We start from the raw sequence: 17978 nt of genomic DNA on the forward strand, positions 1-17978 counted from the left end.
GTTTATGTAACTTTAGAATACCACTTCCATCTGCGGACGTCTCCAAGTTTTTTCAATTACCTTATTAATTAAATATCTCATTTAAGAATCAGGAACTACGGCACTTGCCTTGTCCTTTAAAAATCTGTTGATTTCTTTTTGATTGCGCAGAAAAATGACCTGGTTGTGAGGACTTTCTTCTATAAACTGCGCCATCCGCTTTCTCATCTTCACTTTTCGAGCGCTGTAAGTAGAGACGATAAACTTCAAAAAGCCCTTATCCAGCTTTTCCGGACAACCAAAGGCCATATCAGGACGTGTTTCCCCATGATTCATGAGGCGGCGCTTGACCACCCGATACAAGCAGACGGCTAAAGGAAGTTCCAGGTAGATGAGAGTATCCGCTTTTACCCGACGAACCTCGTAGGTGCCTGTGTAGTTCCCTTCGATGATCCAGCTGTCTTGCTCAACCAGTCGCTGCTGTTTTTCACTAAATTCTTCATGGCTGCTTTCCACCCACCCCGGCTTCCAAAAATAAGCATCCAAGTGATGGACCGGAATTCTCAATATGTCTGCCAATTCCATTGAAAAGCTTGATTTGCCAACGCCAGATGACACGCCGAGCACCATAATTTTTTCCATAACTACTCTTTCCTCACTCTCTACCTACTCAGTTTTCTTAGTATAATCCAAGGTGGAAGGAAACAGTAGCAAAAAGAATATTTCATAATCACTTGCAATATACGTACCCCCATGTTATTCTAAGGAAGAATTATTTTTGTTCGGATAACTTTTTACAAAGTGTCAGATGTTCATCTGCAAGATTTGAGCAAGGATAGTAATACAATGTATGCTCACGCATACGAGGAGGAAATACACATGGAACAAGGTAAAGTAAAATGGTTTAACTCAGAAAAAGGATTTGGCTTCATCGAACGCGAAGGCGGCGACGATGTATTCGTACATTTCTCTGCAATCCAAAGCGAAGGCTTTAAATCACTTGACGAAGGTCAAGAAGTAACGTTTGATATCGAACAAGGCCAACGCGGTCTTCAAGCTACTAACGTACAAAAAGCTTAATCCAACTTATCAATGAGCTCTTCTTCGGAAGAGCTTATTTTTTTGTCCATTTAATTTATTAGCCAGCCAGGATTTTCCTGACTGGCTTTTTTGTGATCTTTTTTGGAACAAGGCCTGAGCCCAGCAGTGCAACCAACTTCATATGAATTCTCTGTTATCATCTTTTCTTCCCATCAAAAAGGCGGCGTTTGCCCTTTCAGCAAATACCGCCTCATAGCTTTTTCTAATTCAGCCAAAAATACAGCTGAAAAATTGCGAAAATCAATATAGATACTGCGAGCGTTCCGAAAACGATCGCCATTGCCAATTTCTTTCCGGTCATACTGTCACTCCTTTTTTATTCTCAATTCTTCAATGGTTTCGGTAATTTCATAAGCTCCAGCACCTTTATTCGACAAGACCGTGAGAACGCTGCCCTCTGCTGGGTAAAATCCGGAGTGGAAACTGACGCCAGGGTCGTATCCCATGACATGATATTTCGCAATCCCATCCCTCTGGTCTTGTATCCATAGACCGTAGCCATAATCCCCGTCTTCTCCGGATGCATGAACCTGAAGCATAGTATCCAGCATTTCTTTCGTCACCAAGGTTCCATCCATCAAGCAGTTCCAGAAATTCGCCATATCCCTTGCTGTAACAAAAGCTCCTCCATCAGCACCGCCGCGGACCGGAATAGCATATTGATTTGTACGCCACATTTCATCTTTTTCAATATAGCCCAAAGCCGTTTGCCCTGGCAATCGATCCAAACGGAAATAACCCGAGTTCTGCATCGCAGCAGGACCAAAAACCTGTTCTTCTACTACTGCGGTAAACTCTTTTCCTGCAACTTTCTCAACTATAAGCCCAAGCGCAATAAATCCGGCGTTGTTGTAACGAAACCTCTCTCCTGGATGGAACAGCATTGGCAGGTCTTTGAATAAAGGAAGGAAATCCGAAGCCGTTTGCATCAAATACATTGGCCGCTGCTTCCACAGCTCTTCAAAATCGCCCATCACCTGCTCGTCAAAATAATCCGGAATGCCAGATGTATGTGTCAGTAATTGATGGATGGTGACATTAAAATGCGGAAAAGTCTGTGGCAGCAACTCGGATAGCTTATCGCCGAAATGGAGTTTTCCCGCCTCCACCAATTGGCAAACAACAACCGCTGTGAACAGTTTACTTCCGGATGCGATCCCGAATCTCGTATCGACAGCATTTGGCCGTTCATCAGCGCGATTAGCAAATCCTCTTGCCGCTGTCCAAGTTTCCTTTTTCTGTAGATAGGCGACACCAGAGAAATCGATTTCTTCCATCTTGTCCATGATTGGCGCAGCTGGTTTCGCCTGGTGGAATCGCCCTTCTTCAGTAATATTAATTCGGCGCCCATCAGACAACTCAATCACCAACGGATGGGTCTCGCTTCGCTGTTTTGAAAAATACCACGTGCGCTTCGGTGCCACTAGGATGATATAAGCATGTCCGCTGCCGAGGAAATTCAACGATTTCGGATCGATCCCTTTGTTGCCCCGCACCGGGATGTCCATTTCCTCGATCTGCTCTCCAACTTCTTTAACATAGGGCGTGGTGATACTCACTTCGCTGATATTGAGCAGGGAGTCAACGGTAAAATTGCCCATTCGGTCGACACTCCGCCGCCCAATGAACTCAATGACATTGCCGGCAGGATCCTGGAAATAGAAGGCATCGGCATCAAAGTTAGCATAGAACACTTCATCCATGCCCTCCTGACGGTTCAAAGTCACCCGTTCACTGGCCCACCATTTGGCAAGAGTAAACTGGTTGCCGGGGATGTTCAGCGCAAAATGGTAGACAGCTGCCCGTTCTGATTCCCGGAAGACTAATTGGGATTCCCCAATCGACAACGTAAAGCTACTGTCATCTTCTTCGACAATACGGAAGCCCAATTGATATTCATAAAATCCCTTCATATCCTCTAACTGGTTTGTGTATAAGGTCAGCTTTTTAAACATGTCCTCACTCCTTGCCTTTAGCATACCGAAAAATCCGATCTTTTACCTCTTTTAACCACAAAAAAAGAGCCCGGGGGCTCTTTTTTTGTTACTGCCAGCAATACTCAGGGTCAGCAGTCAATTGCTTACTTGTATAGCGTAGCCTGATCATATCACGGCATTCGATGCCATTCTCAAAAATCGGCTCTGGATAATTTCGCCTAAAAAATTTAGGATCGATCGCACGCATACGAAATCCGCATTTTTGATAAAGAGCGAGCTGGCCCAGGCTTGAATTGCCGACGCTGATTTCCACAAACTCGAAACCGTGCCGCGCCGATTCGGCCAAGGCATGCTGCACAAGCTGTTGTCCATAATCCTGGCCGCGGAAACTTTCTGCAACCGCCACGTTCTTGATTTCCACAGTTGTATCCGATAGCGTGAGCAGGACGTAAACGCCAATTATCTCACCCTTCCGTTTCCCAATCATGCAACAGCCGGAGTCACAATAAGCACGGACCAAGTTTTCGAAAGGGTCCACTTCCAGAAGTAATTCCATCGGCAGCGGTTCTCGCGCCTGCAGCAGATGGAACTCCATTATTTCTTTTCTTTAAAGCCTTGATCAATCAGATAGTCTTCCGCATTATCGAAAGTTCCAAAGCTTTCTTCCAGGTTTTTTCCTGTATAGATATTCCAAAACGGCTCTTCATAGACCAAGTCCAACTTCACATTCTCACGGTTTACCCATGTCTTGTCGTATGGTGGTTCCGGTTCCAAAGACAGGTAATCCAGAGAGTCAGCTAGGACGCTGCGCAATTCCTTTTCCGAAAAGTCACGGATGTTGACGAAGCCTTTTTTGTCCGCTTCGTAATGCGGCAAGTTTCCTACATAGACAAAGCCATTGCCAGTTGGATGTAAATGATAGACGACAATCTTCTTGTCGTACAAGCTCTCTTCATAATGAAAGTTCACGCGTTTCATCGATACATCTTTTCTCGTCAATTCCGGGAAAGACTCGATGACTTCCAACTTTTGCTCAAATGTTAACAATTTCATTACCTCATTTCTTAGTTTCATTTATTTCATCAAAAACCTTAGTTAGATCCAAGACATAGATCTGAGGCTTTATAGTAAGCACACAGACAGATATGGTTACACCCGTTTCGCATTTTTAATTACCATTTAGTATAACACGCCCGGCGCAATCCCACATCCATAGAAAAAAGCTGCGGGAACGCAGCTTTTTTCATACAAGTTAAACTTAAACTGTTCAATTACTGATATTCCTCAAAACGACTATGCTTTCCTGCAAGCTAGATAGTGTATAAAAACGAATTTTTTTCAACTTATATGGTTATTTTTTCTTGCCGAACGGCCACCAGACACCCCGATCAAAGGACACTGAAATCGCTGGTATCAATAGTGGCAGAACAATCAATCCATACAGCAGCAATCCGGTAATAACGATGGTTGCAATCTGTACAAGGCTCAGGACGCCAGAAGGCATCATTGCGCCGAATGTACCCGCCAGAATGATAGCTGCCGTGATGATGACAGTTCCCATCTTCGCCATCGAAGTGCGCATGGCATCGCGAACGGTAATACCATTGAATGATTCTTCGCGGAACCGGTCAAGCAGGAAGATCGAATAGTCAACTCCTAGCGCCACCAGCATGACGAAACCGAAGAATGGCACTGCCCAGCTGATGCCATCATAGCCAAGGCCATTAACAAAGATCAATTCCGCAATGGCAATCGATGTATAATACGTCAGCAAAAGCGATCCGATCATATACAACGGCATGATTAATGAACGGAAAAGAATTGCCAGAACAACGAACAAGCTGATTAGCATGATGACCACGGTATTCGCAAAGTCACTGGATGATACTTCTTCTAAATCACTGTTGATGCTGGAAATTCCGCTGAAGGCAATTTCTGCTTCTTCAAGAGGTGTCGCTGCTACAGTACGTTTCACTGTTTCTTTAATCACAGTAATAATTTCGATGGCTTCAGGAGAATATGGATCTTCCGACAGGATTACTTCCATCATCATTCCTGTGCCATCCGCAAAGGAATAACGCTCCAATACCTGCTCAAAATCATCGCCTTCCAATGTTCCTTCCGGAATGAACAGGCCTGTATCACGTACAGCCTCACTGCCGCTCATTTCCTCCATCATATCGACGGCTTCGGTTAAGCCGGTTTCAATTTCTGCAAGGCCATCGTTTGAAGCACCGACTCCATCTGCCAATTGCGTTAACCCGGCACTAAGTTCTGCCGTTTGGCCAGCTGCTCCAGCCAAGCCTTGCTGGATTTCTGACAACCCTCCACTGATCTGCGTCAAGGCACCCACAGTTTGCGGAATATTGCCTGTTTGCTGCAACCCTTGTGAAACCTGGCCCAGTTGCTGATTGATCTGACCAAGCCCTGCTGCCGCGTCGTTCAATCCACCAGCATCGCCGGCTTGTTCACTGATGGCAGTTAAGTTGGTCTGGACTTCTGTAAGTCCCGCCTGGATTTCGCCGATTCCATCCCGCGCTTCAGTAAGCCCGTCAGCCAATAAGCCAAGCTGTTTGTCTACGTAAAGCTCCTCAATTACGTCCCCTGTTGGACGCGTAATGGATCGGACGGTTTGCACACCCTCAATTTTTTCAATTTCTGCACTTAATGATTCAAAGTAAGGGACAGTCGACCGGTCTGTCAAGGATTCATCTGACTTCACAATTACTTGAACAGGCAGTGAATCGCCTTGCCCAAAGCCTTCTTCAATAGCGCGCAAGCCTTTCACCGATTCATATTCCGAACCGATTTCATCCACTGTATTAAACGACAAAGAATTATCGTATGTAAACAGCAATGGCACTGTAATCAAAGCAACTACCAGCATCGACAATAAGGGACGATTGATCGACAGCTTGCTCATGGTGAGCCATAGTTTGCTGTCGCTGTGAGAAGCAGATTTTTTTGCTGGCCAGAATAACTTTTCCTTCAATAAAGACATGAAGAATGGCACGATTGTATATAGAACCAGCAGCAGGACGAATATCCCAACAGCTACCGCTACAGCAGATTTGAAAATTGGAAATTCGGCAAAACCAATGGCAAAGAAACCGATAAACACTGCGATTCCACTGATTAGCAAGGTTCTCCCCGCTGTTTTATAGGTGTTGATGATTGATTGTTCCACACCATGCCCAGCCGACAACTCTTCTTTATAGCGGCTCAATAGAAGGATACAATAATCCGTCCCGATCCCGAACAAAATCGCTACCAGGAATATCTGCGTATAGTTCGAAACTGGAAAACCGAACCAATCGATGAAAAACGCGACCAGTGATTGGCTTAGCAAATAAGAAATCCCGACTGCCACAAGTGGAATGAATGGCGTCACGATTGACCGGAAAACGGCCAACAATAATCCGAAAATGAGTACTACTGTAATGATTTCGGTACGTTTCAAACCTTCCTGCGCACTGATATTGACATCATTATTAATGATAGCTTCCCCAGTCACATAAGCAGTCAGGTCTTCAGGAATAATGGTTTCCTTGATTGTATCGGCGACGGCATTCACTTCTTCGTCTGTGCCATCAACTGTAATCGGCACCAACACCGTTTGGCGATCCTCCGAAATCAGTTGCTCTTCCAATTCTTCACTTTCGACTGGATTTAATACACTCGTCACCGGATCACCCAATGCTTCGATGTCCGTTACCATCTGTTCGAGTGTTTCCCGTATTGAATCCGTCATTTCACTTTCCAATGGTATGACGAGAGATATGGTTTGTTCTGCGGCATCAGCATCTTTCAGAATGCTTGAAGCGATTTGCGAAGAAGCTTCATCAGACAACTGAAACGACCCCGCCTGTTCTGCCTGCTCTGTTAAATTAGGTGCCAGTAAGAATAACACGATCGTCAATACAATCAAGCCAATGGCAATCGGCCATTTGAATTTCAATACACTGTGCATGTGTTACACTCCATCCATTTTTATAATCGTTTTCAGCTTTCGGAAAATCGTCAGAAATTGGTCTATTTCTTCATCTGCAATATTTTCGGACATTAGCTTCTCGATGTAATCCGTCAACACCTTATCCAGTTCCACTAAAATCGCCTGGCCTTTATCCGTGAGTTCCAGCAATTTTTCCCGTCGGTCTGTAGTCTGGACAACTTGAATTACTTCTTTTTGCAACAACTTTTTTATGCGGCTGGAAATCGCACTTTTATGTACGGCTTGCATGACAGCCAATCTTGCTGAAGTAATCTGTTTTTCCTTGCTGATCAGCTTCAGCAGTTGAATTTGTTCAGGTGAATACTCTTTCCATAGAGGATGATCAACGGATTTGATAACCCGCTCAGTTCCGTAAATCATTACCTCTTGAAAAAGATCCACCGCCTCTTGTATTCGTGCATCCATAGTAGTCTACCCCCTCAACCAATATTAATAGTTTAGGGGGTAAACCTCCTACGGTCAAGAAAGAACCGTCTTTCTATAAAAAAACCTGTGAACAAGAGTTCACAGGTTAGGTTTATTCGATATCACGCGTAGCTGTATCGCGGATTTCAGTTCGTCTTGCATAAACATTTTTCGTGATGGTCTTAATAACGGCATATACAGGAATCGCTAAAATGATCCCCCATAGGCCGGCGATATTTCCAGCCGCCAGGATCAAGGTAATGACCGTCAATGGATGAACATCAAGTGATTTGCCCATAACATTCGGGGTGATGAAATTACTTTCAATCTGCTGTGCAACGAGCATAATGATGGCTACATACACCGCCATAATCGGATCCTGCACAAGTGCAATGATAATCGCTGGAATGACTGCGATGTAAGGCCCCAAAAACGGAATGACGTTGGTGGCCATACCGATTAACGCCAACAACAAAGCATAATCCAGTCCGATGATCAGGTAGCCGATCAGCAGCATAAGCCCTACCAGGAAACTGACAAACAGTTGTCCCTGGATATACGCCTGCAGCGTTTCATCGATATCATGCAAGGTCTTGCGGATCCATCTTTTCCGCTCACCGGAAAAGAAACCGGAAATAAACGGAACAAATTTCTTATGGTCGACCAATAAGTAGACCAGGAAAAAAGGCACTAACACCAATGTTATAACACCAGAGATAAAGCTGGTAATAAACGAAAGAACCCATCCCCCGACATCGCCAAGGCTGTCACCAATTTGTCCAGTCATATCATTCAGCTGCTCTTCAATTGAATCTGGAAGCCGATCACGCTGGTCAAATATGTATTGACCATATTCCTCCACACTTTGAATGATTTCAGGTCCATTATTTACCAGTGCGTTGATTTGGTCTGTAACAATCGGCCCGATCATGACATAAAACAAGTAGAACACTAAAACAATCGCCAGGAGAACCGTAAGGACAGCACTCCACTTCGGAAATCTTTTCTTAATTAAAAAGTTCAGGATCGGTCTTGTCAGATAAAACAAGACACCTCCCAATAGCAAAGGAACAAAAATTGTTCCAGCGATAATGAATAGGGGATCAAAAATTCCTTGTACCTCAATAAATAATCGAATAATGACTAAAGCTAGAATAATTCCTACTCCCACTTGAAACCAAAGCTTGCTCGTCAAGCGTTACACTTCCTTTCTTTCAATAGTATACCCAGTTTATCATGAAAGTATGGTATTATATTTTTTATGTTGTTTGGAAGTTATCGCGGAAAATGACAACATTGACAACTCAAATAAGTGAACGAGCAATGGAGGATTTATGTTAATGGATCAATTATGGCTTACGATTAAATTTTTGCTTCTCGGCCTATTCCAAGGACTTACTGAACCGATTCCCATCTCATCAAGCGGACATTTGTTGATCGCCCAGTATTTCCTGGATGTACAGATTGAAGGAAGTGTTTCAACTTTTGCTTTGCTCGTCAACAGCGCTTCACTGATTGCGGTACTGATTATTTATCGCGACGATATAAAGCGTCTTGTCGTTAACGGTTTAAAATATTTTACAGTTAAAAATGCTGAAACAAAGCGGGATTTCATGTTCGTTGTTTATCTGGTAGTCGCGACAATCCCCGCTGCCGTTATTGGTCTCTTGTTTCAGGATGCTATTGATGAGAGTCTTTCGACCATTGTCACAGTCGGTTTGACTTTAATTGTGACGGGTTTCGGCCTCTGGTGGATCCGCAATACACGCGGACAGCGAAAAGATGGCAATATGACAATGAAGGACGCCGTCATCATCGGCGGTGCCCAGGCAGTGGCACTTATTCCAGGAATCAGCCGAAGCGGTGCTACAATTGTTGCGGCTATGGCACGGAACATCAATCAGGAAACTGCCTTGCGCTTCTCTTTCCTGCTGTTTATCCCAATCAGCCTGGGTGGTGCTGTCCTAAGCGTCACTGATATTGTCAATGATGATAACCTGGCTTCTATGGCAGTTCCTTACATCATGGCGTTTCTGGGATCTCTTGTCGCTTCTTACTTTTCTTTGAAATGGTTTATGAACATTATGGCAAAAGGCCAATTGAAGTATTTTGCCATTTACTGCTTTATCGTCGGTCCGCTCGTCGTTTTGGCATGGATTGTATTGAATTAAGAAAAGCGCAGGAGTCTGGACAATAATAGGAAAGCTACTATGCATATTTTCTTAAGCTCTAAAAAAAGCAGGCTGCCAATTTTCATTGGCAGCCTGCCTTTTTTCTACCGATTAAAAAAATTAGCCGTGTAATACGGTTGATTCTCTGCATTGAACGCTGTGCCTATTCCTAAAAATCCAAACTCTGGTTTGACGATGTTTTCACGGTGCCCCATGGAATTCATCAAACCTTCATGAGCAAAAATGCTGCTGTACTGGCCATATGCCAGATTTTCACCGGCCACATAGAACTCGATGCCGTCTTCATTCATCCGATCAAATGGTGATTGCCCCGCAAGGTTAGTGTGGCTGAAATACTGATTTTCTGCCATGTCATCACTGTGCTTTCGGGCTGTCAATTTTGTCTGCTCGTCCCACTTCAACAAAGGCAAATCGCGTTGAATACGGGCTGAATTCGTTAATTCAAAAAGCAAGTATTCATAGCCTTCCTTCAATTCTGCGTTCGCTTCTGCGTATATTCCAGGACGCGCCTTCTCCAACTCTTCATGGATCACTTGCACGGCTGTCACTGTATCTTCTTCGTGGATATCATAAAAAACGGTCGTGTAAGTATTTTCGGTTTTAAATACATCGTATTCTTCACCGGCATCCAGTATATATTGGATATTCCCTTTTTGAAGACTTTTCAGCGGAACTCCAAGCAACGAACGGACTTCAGATTTAGTGGAATCTATTGTTATTCCTTCCGCAGAGGAAATCAAATCCTGATTGGTGAACATTCCGTTCACTTTCCCATCCTCATCATAGGACAAAAGCACATAGTTCTGATAATCCTGATGATAGCTATGCCAGTCAGTGCCGTACTCATTCCGCATCAAACGAAGCGGCATACCGACTTTTCCCTGCGCTTCGTCCTTGTCCATACCAAGCGTCACATTATGGACAGCAAACAAGGAGTCCGGTTCCGCCAGTTCCGGTTTCGCCACAGCCTCCGGCATTTCAAGCGAGCTGGAAGCGATCATCGACCGCAATTCAGTACTCACACGCGAGGTGAAATCCCAGGCTCCATCAAACGCTTGTGACACTTCCGGATCTTCGGTGATTTTTTCAATTGTGCGATCGACCGAATCCAAGAAACTTAAATCGACATATTCACCAACCGGTTCTTCCCAAATCGGGCGCGCAAAAAAAACGGCCAGCAACAGAATCATCAACCAAAACAGTTTCCGCACAAACATCACCTCTTACCCTACAGTTTAATCGCAAACAGATCATCCACAAAGCAAAAAGCCTTTGACCAAGAAAAGCAGAAGCTGCCGTGTAGATTCGACGGGCATAAGACGCTTTGGCGTAGCGGTGTTTCTTCAGCCGCATAGCCAGAGTGGATTATGACCCTAGAATCTGGCAGCTGGTGCTAGACCAAGAAAAGCGGAAGCGCCCGTGGAGCTCTGACGGGCATAAGGCAGACCGGTGAAGCGGCGCTCTTTGCCGCACAGCTGGGTTGACTTATGACCCAAAGAACTGGGCGCTGGAGCTGGACACCCAAAAAATCGGAAGCTGCCGCTAAGCCCCCACAAGCGCCGGAAGCCTTGTCTGTAATGGCGTCTTTTCCATTGCCGGTAAGGCTTCCAGCGGCTCTAGGGGCTGGCTGCCGGAGTCTGGACGAAGAAAAGCAGAAGCATTCATTAACTCAAAAAGAGGGGCCATCATAAAATGATGGCCCCTCTTTTATCCAATTAAAACTCTTCTGTAATGGCGGTCTTTTTAGGTGAGCTGAAAAGCAAAGTAAATACTAGACCCAGAGCAAACGTCAACAGGCTGGTGATGAATGTAGCTGAATCACCCGAAAACCCAGGGAATACCACAAACAGAGACCCTATAATCAGACCGATAATCGCTGCGTACGTGACATAGGTAAAGTGCTCCAATAAGTACCGGATTACCTTGCTGCTGACAATGAACCCAACGATAACCCCGGCGCCGATAGCCAAGGCAACTGGAATGTTCAACGTGGATAGGGCATTGATAGCGGTCGAATAGACGCCCAATAACAGCAGGATAAAGGAACCGCTGATTCCTGGCAATAACATCGCCATACTGGCTAGCCACCCAGAGAAAAACAGTAAAAAGAATACAGGCATAGTAAGTGAGGTGATCGGCGCTAAATCTTCTTCAGTCGGAATAAAAGCAGTAACTGCCAATGCCGCTCCAATAACCACCAGGATAATCAAATGGCGTGGAGTAAAATTCTTTTTGACTTCCGCCTGTTTCATGATGTACGGAACGACGCCGATGATCAGCCCCATGAAGAAAAACTGGGTCGCTTCATAATGCTGCTCCAACAAGTATTCGATGACCCGACTGAATAGCAGCAGTGTAATGACGACGCCAAGACCGAGCGGCACCAAGAATCCAAGATGTTTTTTCCAATCCCGGCTGAAAAAGCCACTGATAGACTCTAATAAGCGATCATAAATCCCTAAAATAAATGCAATCGTCCCTCCACTGACTCCCGGGATCAAATCACTGATGCCCATTAGGATGCCGCGGTATATGTTCTTCCATTCCATTCGTCTAATCTCCTTGTTTTAAAAATCACTTTAACCAGTATAGCATGTGCGAAATGGAAACTCGAGTTTCACTTTGCTCATTTCAGCCCACAAGCAAAATTAGCTTAGCATCACTTTTGCCTCTTCTATGATAGTCCGGACAATTTCAGCAGCAGCTACTTCTTCTGTCAGGCTCCGTGTGGATTGCCCAGCCCATAACGACATGAACTCAGGATCATCGGCTTTTGCAGCCGCTGCCCGAATGTCTTTAGTGATGGTATTTTGAGAAGGAAATGGCAATGGAGCAATGCCGGTTTGTTCAAACCCCTCAATAAAGCGGTTTTTAATGCCGCGTGCCGGACGACCGGAAAAACTTTTTGTGACGACCGTGCTTTCTTCATCACTGTTAAATATTGCTTGCTTATATGCTCGATGCGCTCCGGATTCTTTAGAGCCGACAAAACAGGTGCCGATTTGCACACCTTGCGCCCCGAGAGCAAGCGAAGCGACCAGCCCTCGTGCATCTACAATACCGCCTGCCGCAATGACTGGAATGTCAACAGCATCCACTACCTGGGGAACCAATGACAAGGTTCCAATCTGTGCACCTGCCGGGTGACGATCAAGCGAAAAACTGCTGCGATGCCCTCCTGCTTCACTTCCCTGAGCCACAATGACATCTGCTCCGGAAGCTTCCGCCTGCTTTGCTTCAGCGACCGTCGTAACCATTGCAATGATTTTGATTTGCCGTTCTTTGGCCGCTTTCATCTGCCCGGCTAGTAAACAGCCAAACGCCGTACTGATGATTGGCACACCTTCTTCAATACAGATATTAAACTGTTCTTCGCTCCAATCAGGTGATTGATAGGAAGATTGAATCTCCTGGATCTCCAGTTGCGAGCGAAAAGGGCTTAATGCCTTTTGCACTTCTGCCAAGCGGCTAAAATCATCTTCCACCGGTGCTGCGAAAATATTAACGCCAAACGGCTTTTGGGTTGTTGACTGAATTTCCTTGATTGCCTGGCGCAATGCTTCTGGTGTCATATACGCAGCTCCCAAGGTGCCAAGACCTCCGGCATTACTCACTTCAGTGACCAGTTCGACTGTCGTTGGCCCCCCTGCCATACCAGCCTGGATAATTGGATAATCGATTTTGAACAATTGACAAATTCCAGTTTCCAATGAAAACATGTAAAGCCCCCCTGTCTTCGAATTGATTGCATTTTGCTGTAGTCCAAGTATCCCGTAAACATCAATATACGGCAACAGGGAACTTTCTTACGTGATGCATCGTTCCTTATAGTAAGAAAAACACAATAAGGCGGGATTTACTATGAAGGGATTCCTTTCACTTTTGGGCATCACTTTAATTGTTGGAGCATGTGGATTAATACTGTTATCTTTTTCTGGCAACCCTTTAGAAAAGGCGGTCAGCCAGGAAAGAATGTACGCATATATCGAAACACGCCAGAATGACCTACCGGAAATACTGCCACAAAATCAGGTGACCTCTGAGATTCCTGAACAGGCAGCTTTCACAACTACAGCTTTTATGGCGATTGACAACAGCTGTGACAGAGCCTCCCTGGAATGATAAAAGCCGACTCGAATGATGAGCCGGCTTTTTCGTATTATTCAACAAATAAGCGAACCAGGTTGCCTGAAGGATCTTTCACTTCCCAGTAATTATCCTGTTTTGTAATCTCAGTGCCCATCGAACACAGCTTATTTTCCAGTTCATTGCGTTTCTCTCTTTCCATAATCAAGGTGTAGTAATGCAGGCCAGCTGTTTTTTCAGGCAATGCTGGTATACCAGTGCCATTCCATACATTCATTCCGATATGGTGATGGTATTTCTGGTCAGCAAGGAATAATGCCTGACCACCCATGCTCGCAACAACTTCAAATCCAAGTCCATCTACATAAAAATCTTTGGCCTCCGTTAAGTTTGATACATGCAAGTGGATATGTCCCATCACTGTAGCAGGGGGCATTCCTTGCCATGGTTCAGATGAGTTCTGAGCCGCTTCCACCAATCCTTGGGCATCAATCGGATCTACTGCCATTGAAACTTCATTATTGCTCCAGTTCCATTGCTGCGGTTCACGGTCACGATAAATTTCAATGCCATTGCCTTCCGGATCCGATAGGTACAATGCTTCACTGACAAGGTGATCCGAAGAACCCAACTGGATTCCCTTCTGATGAAGATGAACAAGAATTCTCCCTAAATCTGCTCTGGCCGGCAATAAAATGGCAAAATGATACAGTCCTGCATAAAGACCTTGTTTTGGTATGATTCCTGCTATTGCTTCGAGCTTAAGCAAGACCTTGCCCGCAACACCCAACTCTACACTATGTTGTTCTTCTGAAATCACTTCAAGCCCAATAGTTTCATGGTAAAATCGTTTCATTTTATCGATATTCATTACTTTTAATCCTACTTCACCTACATAAGTGATAGGTTTTTCATGAAAATTCATCTACATTCCCCTTTTCCATCAGTTACTTAATGTAACAGATTATATTTAAAATACTAAACTCTGTCAAGTAACTTAATTCCTTTAAAGCACCTGATATTTATGCTATCATAATAGAAAAGGAGTGAGGAGTATGGATACTTCCGTCATTTGCCCCCGTTTTGAAACAGCTATTTCTCTGCTCAGCCAACGCTGGACAGGGTTGATTATTTACCAATTATTATCCGGCCCTCAGCGCTTCAGTCATTTAACGGAAGTTATCGGAATCAGCGGCCGGCTTCTATCTGAACGCCTGAAAAATCTGGAAGCCGAAGGGCTTGTTACACGTACAGTCTACCCGGAAACACCCGTACGGATTGAATACGCATTGACCGAAAAAGGGACTTCCTTAAAACCGGTCATGGACGAAATCCAAAACTGGTCGCAGATATGGATAGAACCAACTGAAACAAGAAAAGCGTAAGCGCCCGTTTAGCTCTGACAGGTGTAAGACGATTTGGCGAAGCGGCATGTTTTCAGCCGCACAGCCAGAGTGGCTTACATCCCGAAGAGCTGGGCGCTGGAGTCTGGACATCGAAAAGCGTAGACAGCCTCACAAGTTACTCGAATCATAATTTCCTAAAACAAATAAGAGCTTATCCAATTTACTGGATAAGCTCTTATTTTATTTTGCCTGCAATTGCATGATGTATTTTAATCCTTCGTGGGCTGTACTGAATATTGGAGTCTTGTTGTCCAATTGGACAATCGACATGGCCAGTTTTGGGCTAATGCCGACGAGAATGCAGGTGGCTCCTATCAAGTTCAACGTGTCGGTCATCATTTGAATCTGATAGCGAACCTGGTCTTCAAACTCTTTGATGCCACTTAAGTCGATCAGGACGTATTCGATTTTTTTCTCTGAGCATTCCATCAAAACTGTAGCGATCAATTGATCTGTCCGGTTTCTGTCAAAATCTCCGATCAATGGCAAGGCAATCGTCTTGTCCCAAATGTTCAAAATGGGAATCGACAATTCCTTGATCAATTGCGCACTGCGCTTTTGCTCTTCAGCTTGCATCGTGACATCCATCAGCATGACGATATAACCCTCAGGTTCATTGTTTTTGCTGTCCATAATTGGTGTGACGACAATATCTGTCATTACCTGGTCTCGGATCGTAATGCGCGTCCGGTGAACTCCGGTTAGTTTCTGCATAACTTGCTTCTGGTGCTGCGGACGTTCATGAAAATCGTCCATGTTCATCCCGATCATCGCTTCGCAATCCGGCATGCCGTACAAAGGGGCAATTTCACTCATTAATCGGCAGGCTTCGGAATTCATCCATCTGATGGTATGGGAACTATCCGCAATGATGATGGTTTCCCCGATAACATCCAGGGCGTTCAGTAAAAATATATTTTCGGGGATCTTTCCTATCGCTGGCATTTGTTACCACCTTATCTCTTGATTTCCACTTGCTTGTGTTCATCTATTATGCCACAGCAACACCAAATTAACCGTTGTTTCGAAAACTTTATTTCGCAGCTGCCATCACTTTTCCCGGGCAGCTGAATAGTTTCCATCGAACCGTTCGACTGTGTGATTTCTTAGCCAGTACGTCACTGGAAACAGCTTATCGAGGAAATAACGGTCATGTGAAACCACAATGATGGTACCGGAAAATTCGCTTAAGGCATCTTCCATCACTTCTTTCGCTTCCAGATCGAGGTGGTTGGTGGGCTCATCCAAAATCAGTAGATTGTGGTTTTGGTGCATTAATTGAGCCATGCGGAGCCTCATCTGTTCGCCGCCGCTGAGCTGCCGAACCGGCTGAAAAACCATATTGCCGAAAAACAGGAACTTCGCCAGCATTGGGCGTGCATCATATTCGGAAACGGCAACAGCATCGCGGAATTCTTCAATGATGGTTCTGTCATTGTCCACCTCCACCGCGTGCTGGGACAGATAACCGATGGACAAGCCACTGCCCAGCTTTACTCTACCTGAATCAGCCTCCTCATTGCCCAATATCATATTGAGCAGAGTTGTTTTCCCTGTCCCATTGGCCCCTACAATTGCCGCCCGCTCCCCGTAACGGATATGCATCGAGACGTCATGGAATAAAATCCGATTCCCGAATCCCTTCCAGACTCCATCCAGGAAAATGACGTCTTTTCCGCTGCGCCCATCGATTTTAAAGTCCAGCGCCATCTGTTTTTTTGTTACTAGCAGACGGTCGAGAATTTCGATGCGGTGTAGCGCTTTTTCCACGCTTTTCGCCTGCCGATGCATTCCTGCGTTTGGCGGATTGGCACGGTTGGCCCATTCCTTCAAACGCTTAATGGTTTCTTTCATCTTTTGAATTTTCTTCTGCTGGTCCTGGTATTGTTGGAATTCAATCAGCAGACGGACTTCCCGTTCTTTGACATAGCTCGAATAATTGCCGGCGTATTGAATCAAGTTCCCTTGGTCCAGCTCCCAAATGTGCCTAACGGTTTCATCCAGAAAATAATGGTCGTGCGAAACAAGGACGATCGTCCCTTTGTAATGGTTGATAAATGTGCCTAACCATTCTATAGCTTCCAGATCCAAGTGATTGGTCGGTTCATCCAGCAACAACAAATCCGGTATTAGCAAAAGCAATTTGGCCAGCCCTATTTTCGTTTTTTCCCCGCTGAATAAAATCATCCTGCAGCACACCATAGCGCAGCAGCAGCTGGTCCAACTCCTCTGGAAAAGCATTTTCCATTTGATATTCCATCCCTGTCAGCTGTTGCTGGAGGAAAGTCATTTCCGAAAATACCGCGATCATCAATTGCTCAACAGTCCGTTCTTCCTGTTCATCAGGCGACTGTTCCAGCAAACCGATACTGCAGTCTTTTTTCCACGTCACAATTCCCTCTGTGGGCTGTAAAGTACCAGCCAGAACGTTCAATAAAGTGGTTTTTCCCTCCCCGTTTCTTCCGACAAGACCGATGCGCTGGCCCTGCATCACTTCTCCTTTTATATGATTGAATAATTTTTGACTCGCAAAATGGCACATAGTTTGTTGAAATTGGCTAATGATCATGATTCTCTTCCTCTCCCTTGAAGAGACTCATGCACAGCAAAAAAGGCACGCCAGGGAGGCATGCCTTTGCTAAAATTCGTTTGCAGGCAGATGTCTCTTACTGGTAATTTTCACTCGATGCAGTTGGCTGAAAAAGGACAGACTTTTCCCGTTCGGCTCCTGCAGTGAAAGTGACGCCATGAAGAATGTAGAGATATTGCTGACATTCTGTCATGCGCTTACCAGTTTGATTCATCTTACCCACCTCCTTTATGTATATTTCATATCATACAATTCCTGCTGATTTACGTC

Annotated in this window: 18 protein-coding genes and 1 pseudogene; 5 read left to right on the forward strand and 14 right to left on the reverse strand. The window is 44.9% G+C overall.

The annotated features are described in order from the left end of the window. Positions 1 to 81: 81 nt before the first annotated feature. Positions 82 to 621 carry a P-loop NTPase family protein gene (locus tag J7I83_RS08260; protein ID WP_215100223.1) on the reverse strand — a complete coding sequence of 180 codons (540 nt, stop codon included), beginning with the start codon at positions 619 to 621 and terminating at the stop codon, positions 82 to 84. A gap of 237 nt (positions 622 to 858) precedes the next feature. Between J7I83_RS08260 and J7I83_RS08265 the strand changes: the two genes are divergently transcribed. Beyond that, positions 859 to 1059, forward strand: a complete 201-nt coding sequence (locus J7I83_RS08265; RefSeq protein ID WP_006830093.1) for a cold-shock protein — start codon at positions 859 to 861, stop codon at positions 1057 to 1059. Between the two features lie 326 nt (positions 1060 to 1385). Here J7I83_RS08265 and J7I83_RS08270 read toward each other — a convergent pair whose 3' ends face one another. From J7I83_RS08270 to J7I83_RS08295, 6 genes are all read right to left on the reverse strand, one after another. Beyond that, positions 1386 to 3035, reverse strand: a complete 1650-nt coding sequence (locus tag J7I83_RS08270) for a serine hydrolase (protein WP_215100224.1) — start codon at positions 3033 to 3035, stop codon at positions 1386 to 1388. An 88-nt stretch (positions 3036 to 3123) separates the two neighbouring features. Beyond that, the gene (locus tag J7I83_RS08275) at positions 3124 to 3612 is read right to left on the reverse strand and encodes a GNAT family N-acetyltransferase (protein WP_215100225.1); all 489 of its coding nucleotides are present in this window, start codon (positions 3610 to 3612) and stop codon (positions 3124 to 3126) included. Then, positions 3612 to 4064, reverse strand: coding sequence for a hypothetical protein (locus J7I83_RS08280; protein WP_215100356.1), 453 nt, complete (start codon positions 4062 to 4064; stop codon positions 3612 to 3614). Before J7I83_RS08280 ends, J7I83_RS08275 begins: the two co-directional genes overlap by 1 nt. 304 nt (positions 4065 to 4368) lie before the next feature. After that, entirely contained in the window at positions 4369 to 6987 is a 2619-nt protein-coding gene (locus J7I83_RS08285; RefSeq protein ID WP_215100226.1) for an MMPL family transporter, read from the reverse strand. 3 nt (positions 6988 to 6990) lie between these two features. Then, a complete protein-coding gene (locus J7I83_RS08290; RefSeq protein WP_215100227.1) occupies positions 6991 to 7434 on the reverse strand; it encodes a MarR family winged helix-turn-helix transcriptional regulator in 444 nt (147 codons plus the stop codon). Between the two features lie 112 nt (positions 7435 to 7546). Then, positions 7547 to 8629: an AI-2E family transporter gene (locus tag J7I83_RS08295; protein WP_215100228.1), complete on the reverse strand. Its 1083-nt coding sequence runs from the start codon at positions 8627 to 8629 to the stop codon at positions 7547 to 7549. A 145-nt stretch (positions 8630 to 8774) separates the two neighbouring features. Between J7I83_RS08295 and J7I83_RS08300 the strand changes: the two genes are divergently transcribed. Then, positions 8775 to 9605: an undecaprenyl-diphosphate phosphatase gene (locus J7I83_RS08300; protein ID WP_215100229.1), complete on the forward strand. Its 831-nt coding sequence runs from the start codon at positions 8775 to 8777 to the stop codon at positions 9603 to 9605. A gap of 104 nt (positions 9606 to 9709) precedes the next feature. Here J7I83_RS08300 and J7I83_RS08305 read toward each other — a convergent pair whose 3' ends face one another. Further along, positions 9710 to 10837, reverse strand: a complete 1128-nt coding sequence (locus J7I83_RS08305; protein WP_215100230.1) for a CAP domain-containing protein — start codon at positions 10835 to 10837, stop codon at positions 9710 to 9712. A 276-nt stretch (positions 10838 to 11113) separates the two neighbouring features. Between J7I83_RS08305 and J7I83_RS08310 the strand changes: the two genes are divergently transcribed. Beyond that, positions 11114 to 11317 (forward strand): hypothetical protein, encoded by a 204-nt coding sequence (locus tag J7I83_RS08310; RefSeq protein ID WP_215100231.1) that lies wholly within the window; start codon positions 11114 to 11116, stop codon positions 11315 to 11317. A gap of 24 nt (positions 11318 to 11341) precedes the next feature. Here the strand turns inward: J7I83_RS08310 and J7I83_RS08315 are convergent, their stop codons facing one another. Together J7I83_RS08315 and J7I83_RS08320 are read right to left on the reverse strand one after the other, a co-directional pair. Next, complete coding sequence (locus tag J7I83_RS08315) at positions 11342 to 12175, reverse strand: DUF368 domain-containing protein (RefSeq protein WP_215100232.1); 834 nt, start codon at positions 12173 to 12175, stop codon at positions 11342 to 11344. 99 nt (positions 12176 to 12274) lie between these two features. Beyond that, on the reverse strand, positions 12275 to 13345 hold the full coding sequence (locus J7I83_RS08320; RefSeq protein WP_215100233.1) for an NAD(P)H-dependent flavin oxidoreductase: 1071 nt from the start codon (positions 13343 to 13345) through the stop codon (positions 12275 to 12277). A 142-nt stretch (positions 13346 to 13487) separates the two neighbouring features. On the opposite strand from J7I83_RS08320, the gene J7I83_RS08325 reads away from it, so the two are divergent. After that, entirely contained in the window at positions 13488 to 13748 is a 261-nt protein-coding gene (locus J7I83_RS08325; protein ID WP_215100234.1) for a hypothetical protein, read from the forward strand. Positions 13749 to 13785: 37 nt separating this feature from the next. Here the strand turns inward: J7I83_RS08325 and J7I83_RS08330 are convergent, their stop codons facing one another. Beyond that, positions 13786 to 14637 (reverse strand): VOC family protein, encoded by an 852-nt coding sequence (locus tag J7I83_RS08330; protein WP_215100235.1) that lies wholly within the window; start codon positions 14635 to 14637, stop codon positions 13786 to 13788. Between the two features lie 130 nt (positions 14638 to 14767). On the opposite strand from J7I83_RS08330, the gene J7I83_RS08335 reads away from it, so the two are divergent. Continuing rightward, a complete protein-coding gene (locus J7I83_RS08335) occupies positions 14768 to 15097 on the forward strand; it encodes a winged helix-turn-helix transcriptional regulator (RefSeq protein WP_215100236.1) in 330 nt (109 codons plus the stop codon). Positions 15098 to 15298: 201 nt separating this feature from the next. Here J7I83_RS08335 and J7I83_RS08340 read toward each other — a convergent pair whose 3' ends face one another. From J7I83_RS08340 to J7I83_RS08350, 3 genes and pseudogenes are all read right to left on the reverse strand, one after another. After that, complete coding sequence (locus J7I83_RS08340; protein WP_215100237.1) at positions 15299 to 16063, reverse strand: STAS domain-containing protein; 765 nt, start codon at positions 16061 to 16063, stop codon at positions 15299 to 15301. 105 nt (positions 16064 to 16168) lie between these two features. Next, positions 16169 to 17687 (reverse strand): annotated as a pseudogene (abc-f, locus tag J7I83_RS08345) (ribosomal protection-like ABC-F family protein). Between the two features lie 97 nt (positions 17688 to 17784). Continuing rightward, positions 17785 to 17922, reverse strand: coding sequence for a hypothetical protein (locus J7I83_RS08350; RefSeq protein WP_215100238.1), 138 nt, complete (start codon positions 17920 to 17922; stop codon positions 17785 to 17787). Between the last annotated feature and the right edge of the window lie 56 nt (positions 17923 to 17978).

The sequence above is a fragment of the Planococcus sp. ISL-110 genome (assembly GCF_018613575.1).
GTDB lineage: Bacteria > Bacillota > Bacilli > Bacillales_A > Planococcaceae > Planococcus.

Excerpts from the sequence above, each read along its gene's own strand:
- J7I83_RS08335 (WP_215100236.1), top strand. The coding sequence starts at position 14,768 with ATGGATACTTCCGTCATTTGCCCCCGTTTTGAAACAGCTATTTCTCTG.
- J7I83_RS08310 (WP_215100231.1), top strand. The coding sequence starts at position 11,114 with ATGACCCAAAGAACTGGGCGCTGGAGCTGGACACCCAAAAAATCGGAA.
- J7I83_RS08265 (WP_006830093.1), top strand. The coding sequence starts at position 859 with ATGGAACAAGGTAAAGTAAAATGGTTTAACTCAGAAAAAGGATTTGGC.
- J7I83_RS08290 (WP_215100227.1), bottom strand. The coding sequence starts at position 7,434 with ATGGATGCACGAATACAAGAGGCGGTGGATCTTTTTCAAGAGGTAATG.
- J7I83_RS08270 (WP_215100224.1), bottom strand. The coding sequence starts at position 3,035 with ATGTTTAAAAAGCTGACCTTATACACAAACCAGTTAGAGGATATGAAG.
- J7I83_RS08325 (WP_215100234.1), top strand. The coding sequence starts at position 13,488 with ATGAAGGGATTCCTTTCACTTTTGGGCATCACTTTAATTGTTGGAGCA.
- J7I83_RS08340 (WP_215100237.1), bottom strand. The coding sequence starts at position 16,063 with ATGCCAGCGATAGGAAAGATCCCCGAAAATATATTTTTACTGAACGCC.
- J7I83_RS08330 (WP_215100235.1), bottom strand. The coding sequence starts at position 14,637 with ATGAATTTTCATGAAAAACCTATCACTTATGTAGGTGAAGTAGGATTA.
- J7I83_RS08260 (WP_215100223.1), bottom strand. The coding sequence starts at position 621 with ATGGAAAAAATTATGGTGCTCGGCGTGTCATCTGGCGTTGGCAAATCA.
- J7I83_RS08320 (WP_215100233.1), bottom strand. The coding sequence starts at position 13,345 with ATGTTTTCATTGGAAACTGGAATTTGTCAATTGTTCAAAATCGATTAT.
- J7I83_RS08285 (WP_215100226.1), bottom strand. The coding sequence starts at position 6,987 with ATGCACAGTGTATTGAAATTCAAATGGCCGATTGCCATTGGCTTGATT.
- J7I83_RS08315 (WP_215100232.1), bottom strand. The coding sequence starts at position 12,175 with ATGGAATGGAAGAACATATACCGCGGCATCCTAATGGGCATCAGTGAT.
- J7I83_RS08300 (WP_215100229.1), top strand. The coding sequence starts at position 8,775 with ATGGATCAATTATGGCTTACGATTAAATTTTTGCTTCTCGGCCTATTC.
- J7I83_RS08275 (WP_215100225.1), bottom strand. The coding sequence starts at position 3,612 with ATGGAGTTCCATCTGCTGCAGGCGCGAGAACCGCTGCCGATGGAATTA.
- J7I83_RS08350 (WP_215100238.1), bottom strand. The coding sequence starts at position 17,922 with ATGAATCAAACTGGTAAGCGCATGACAGAATGTCAGCAATATCTCTAC.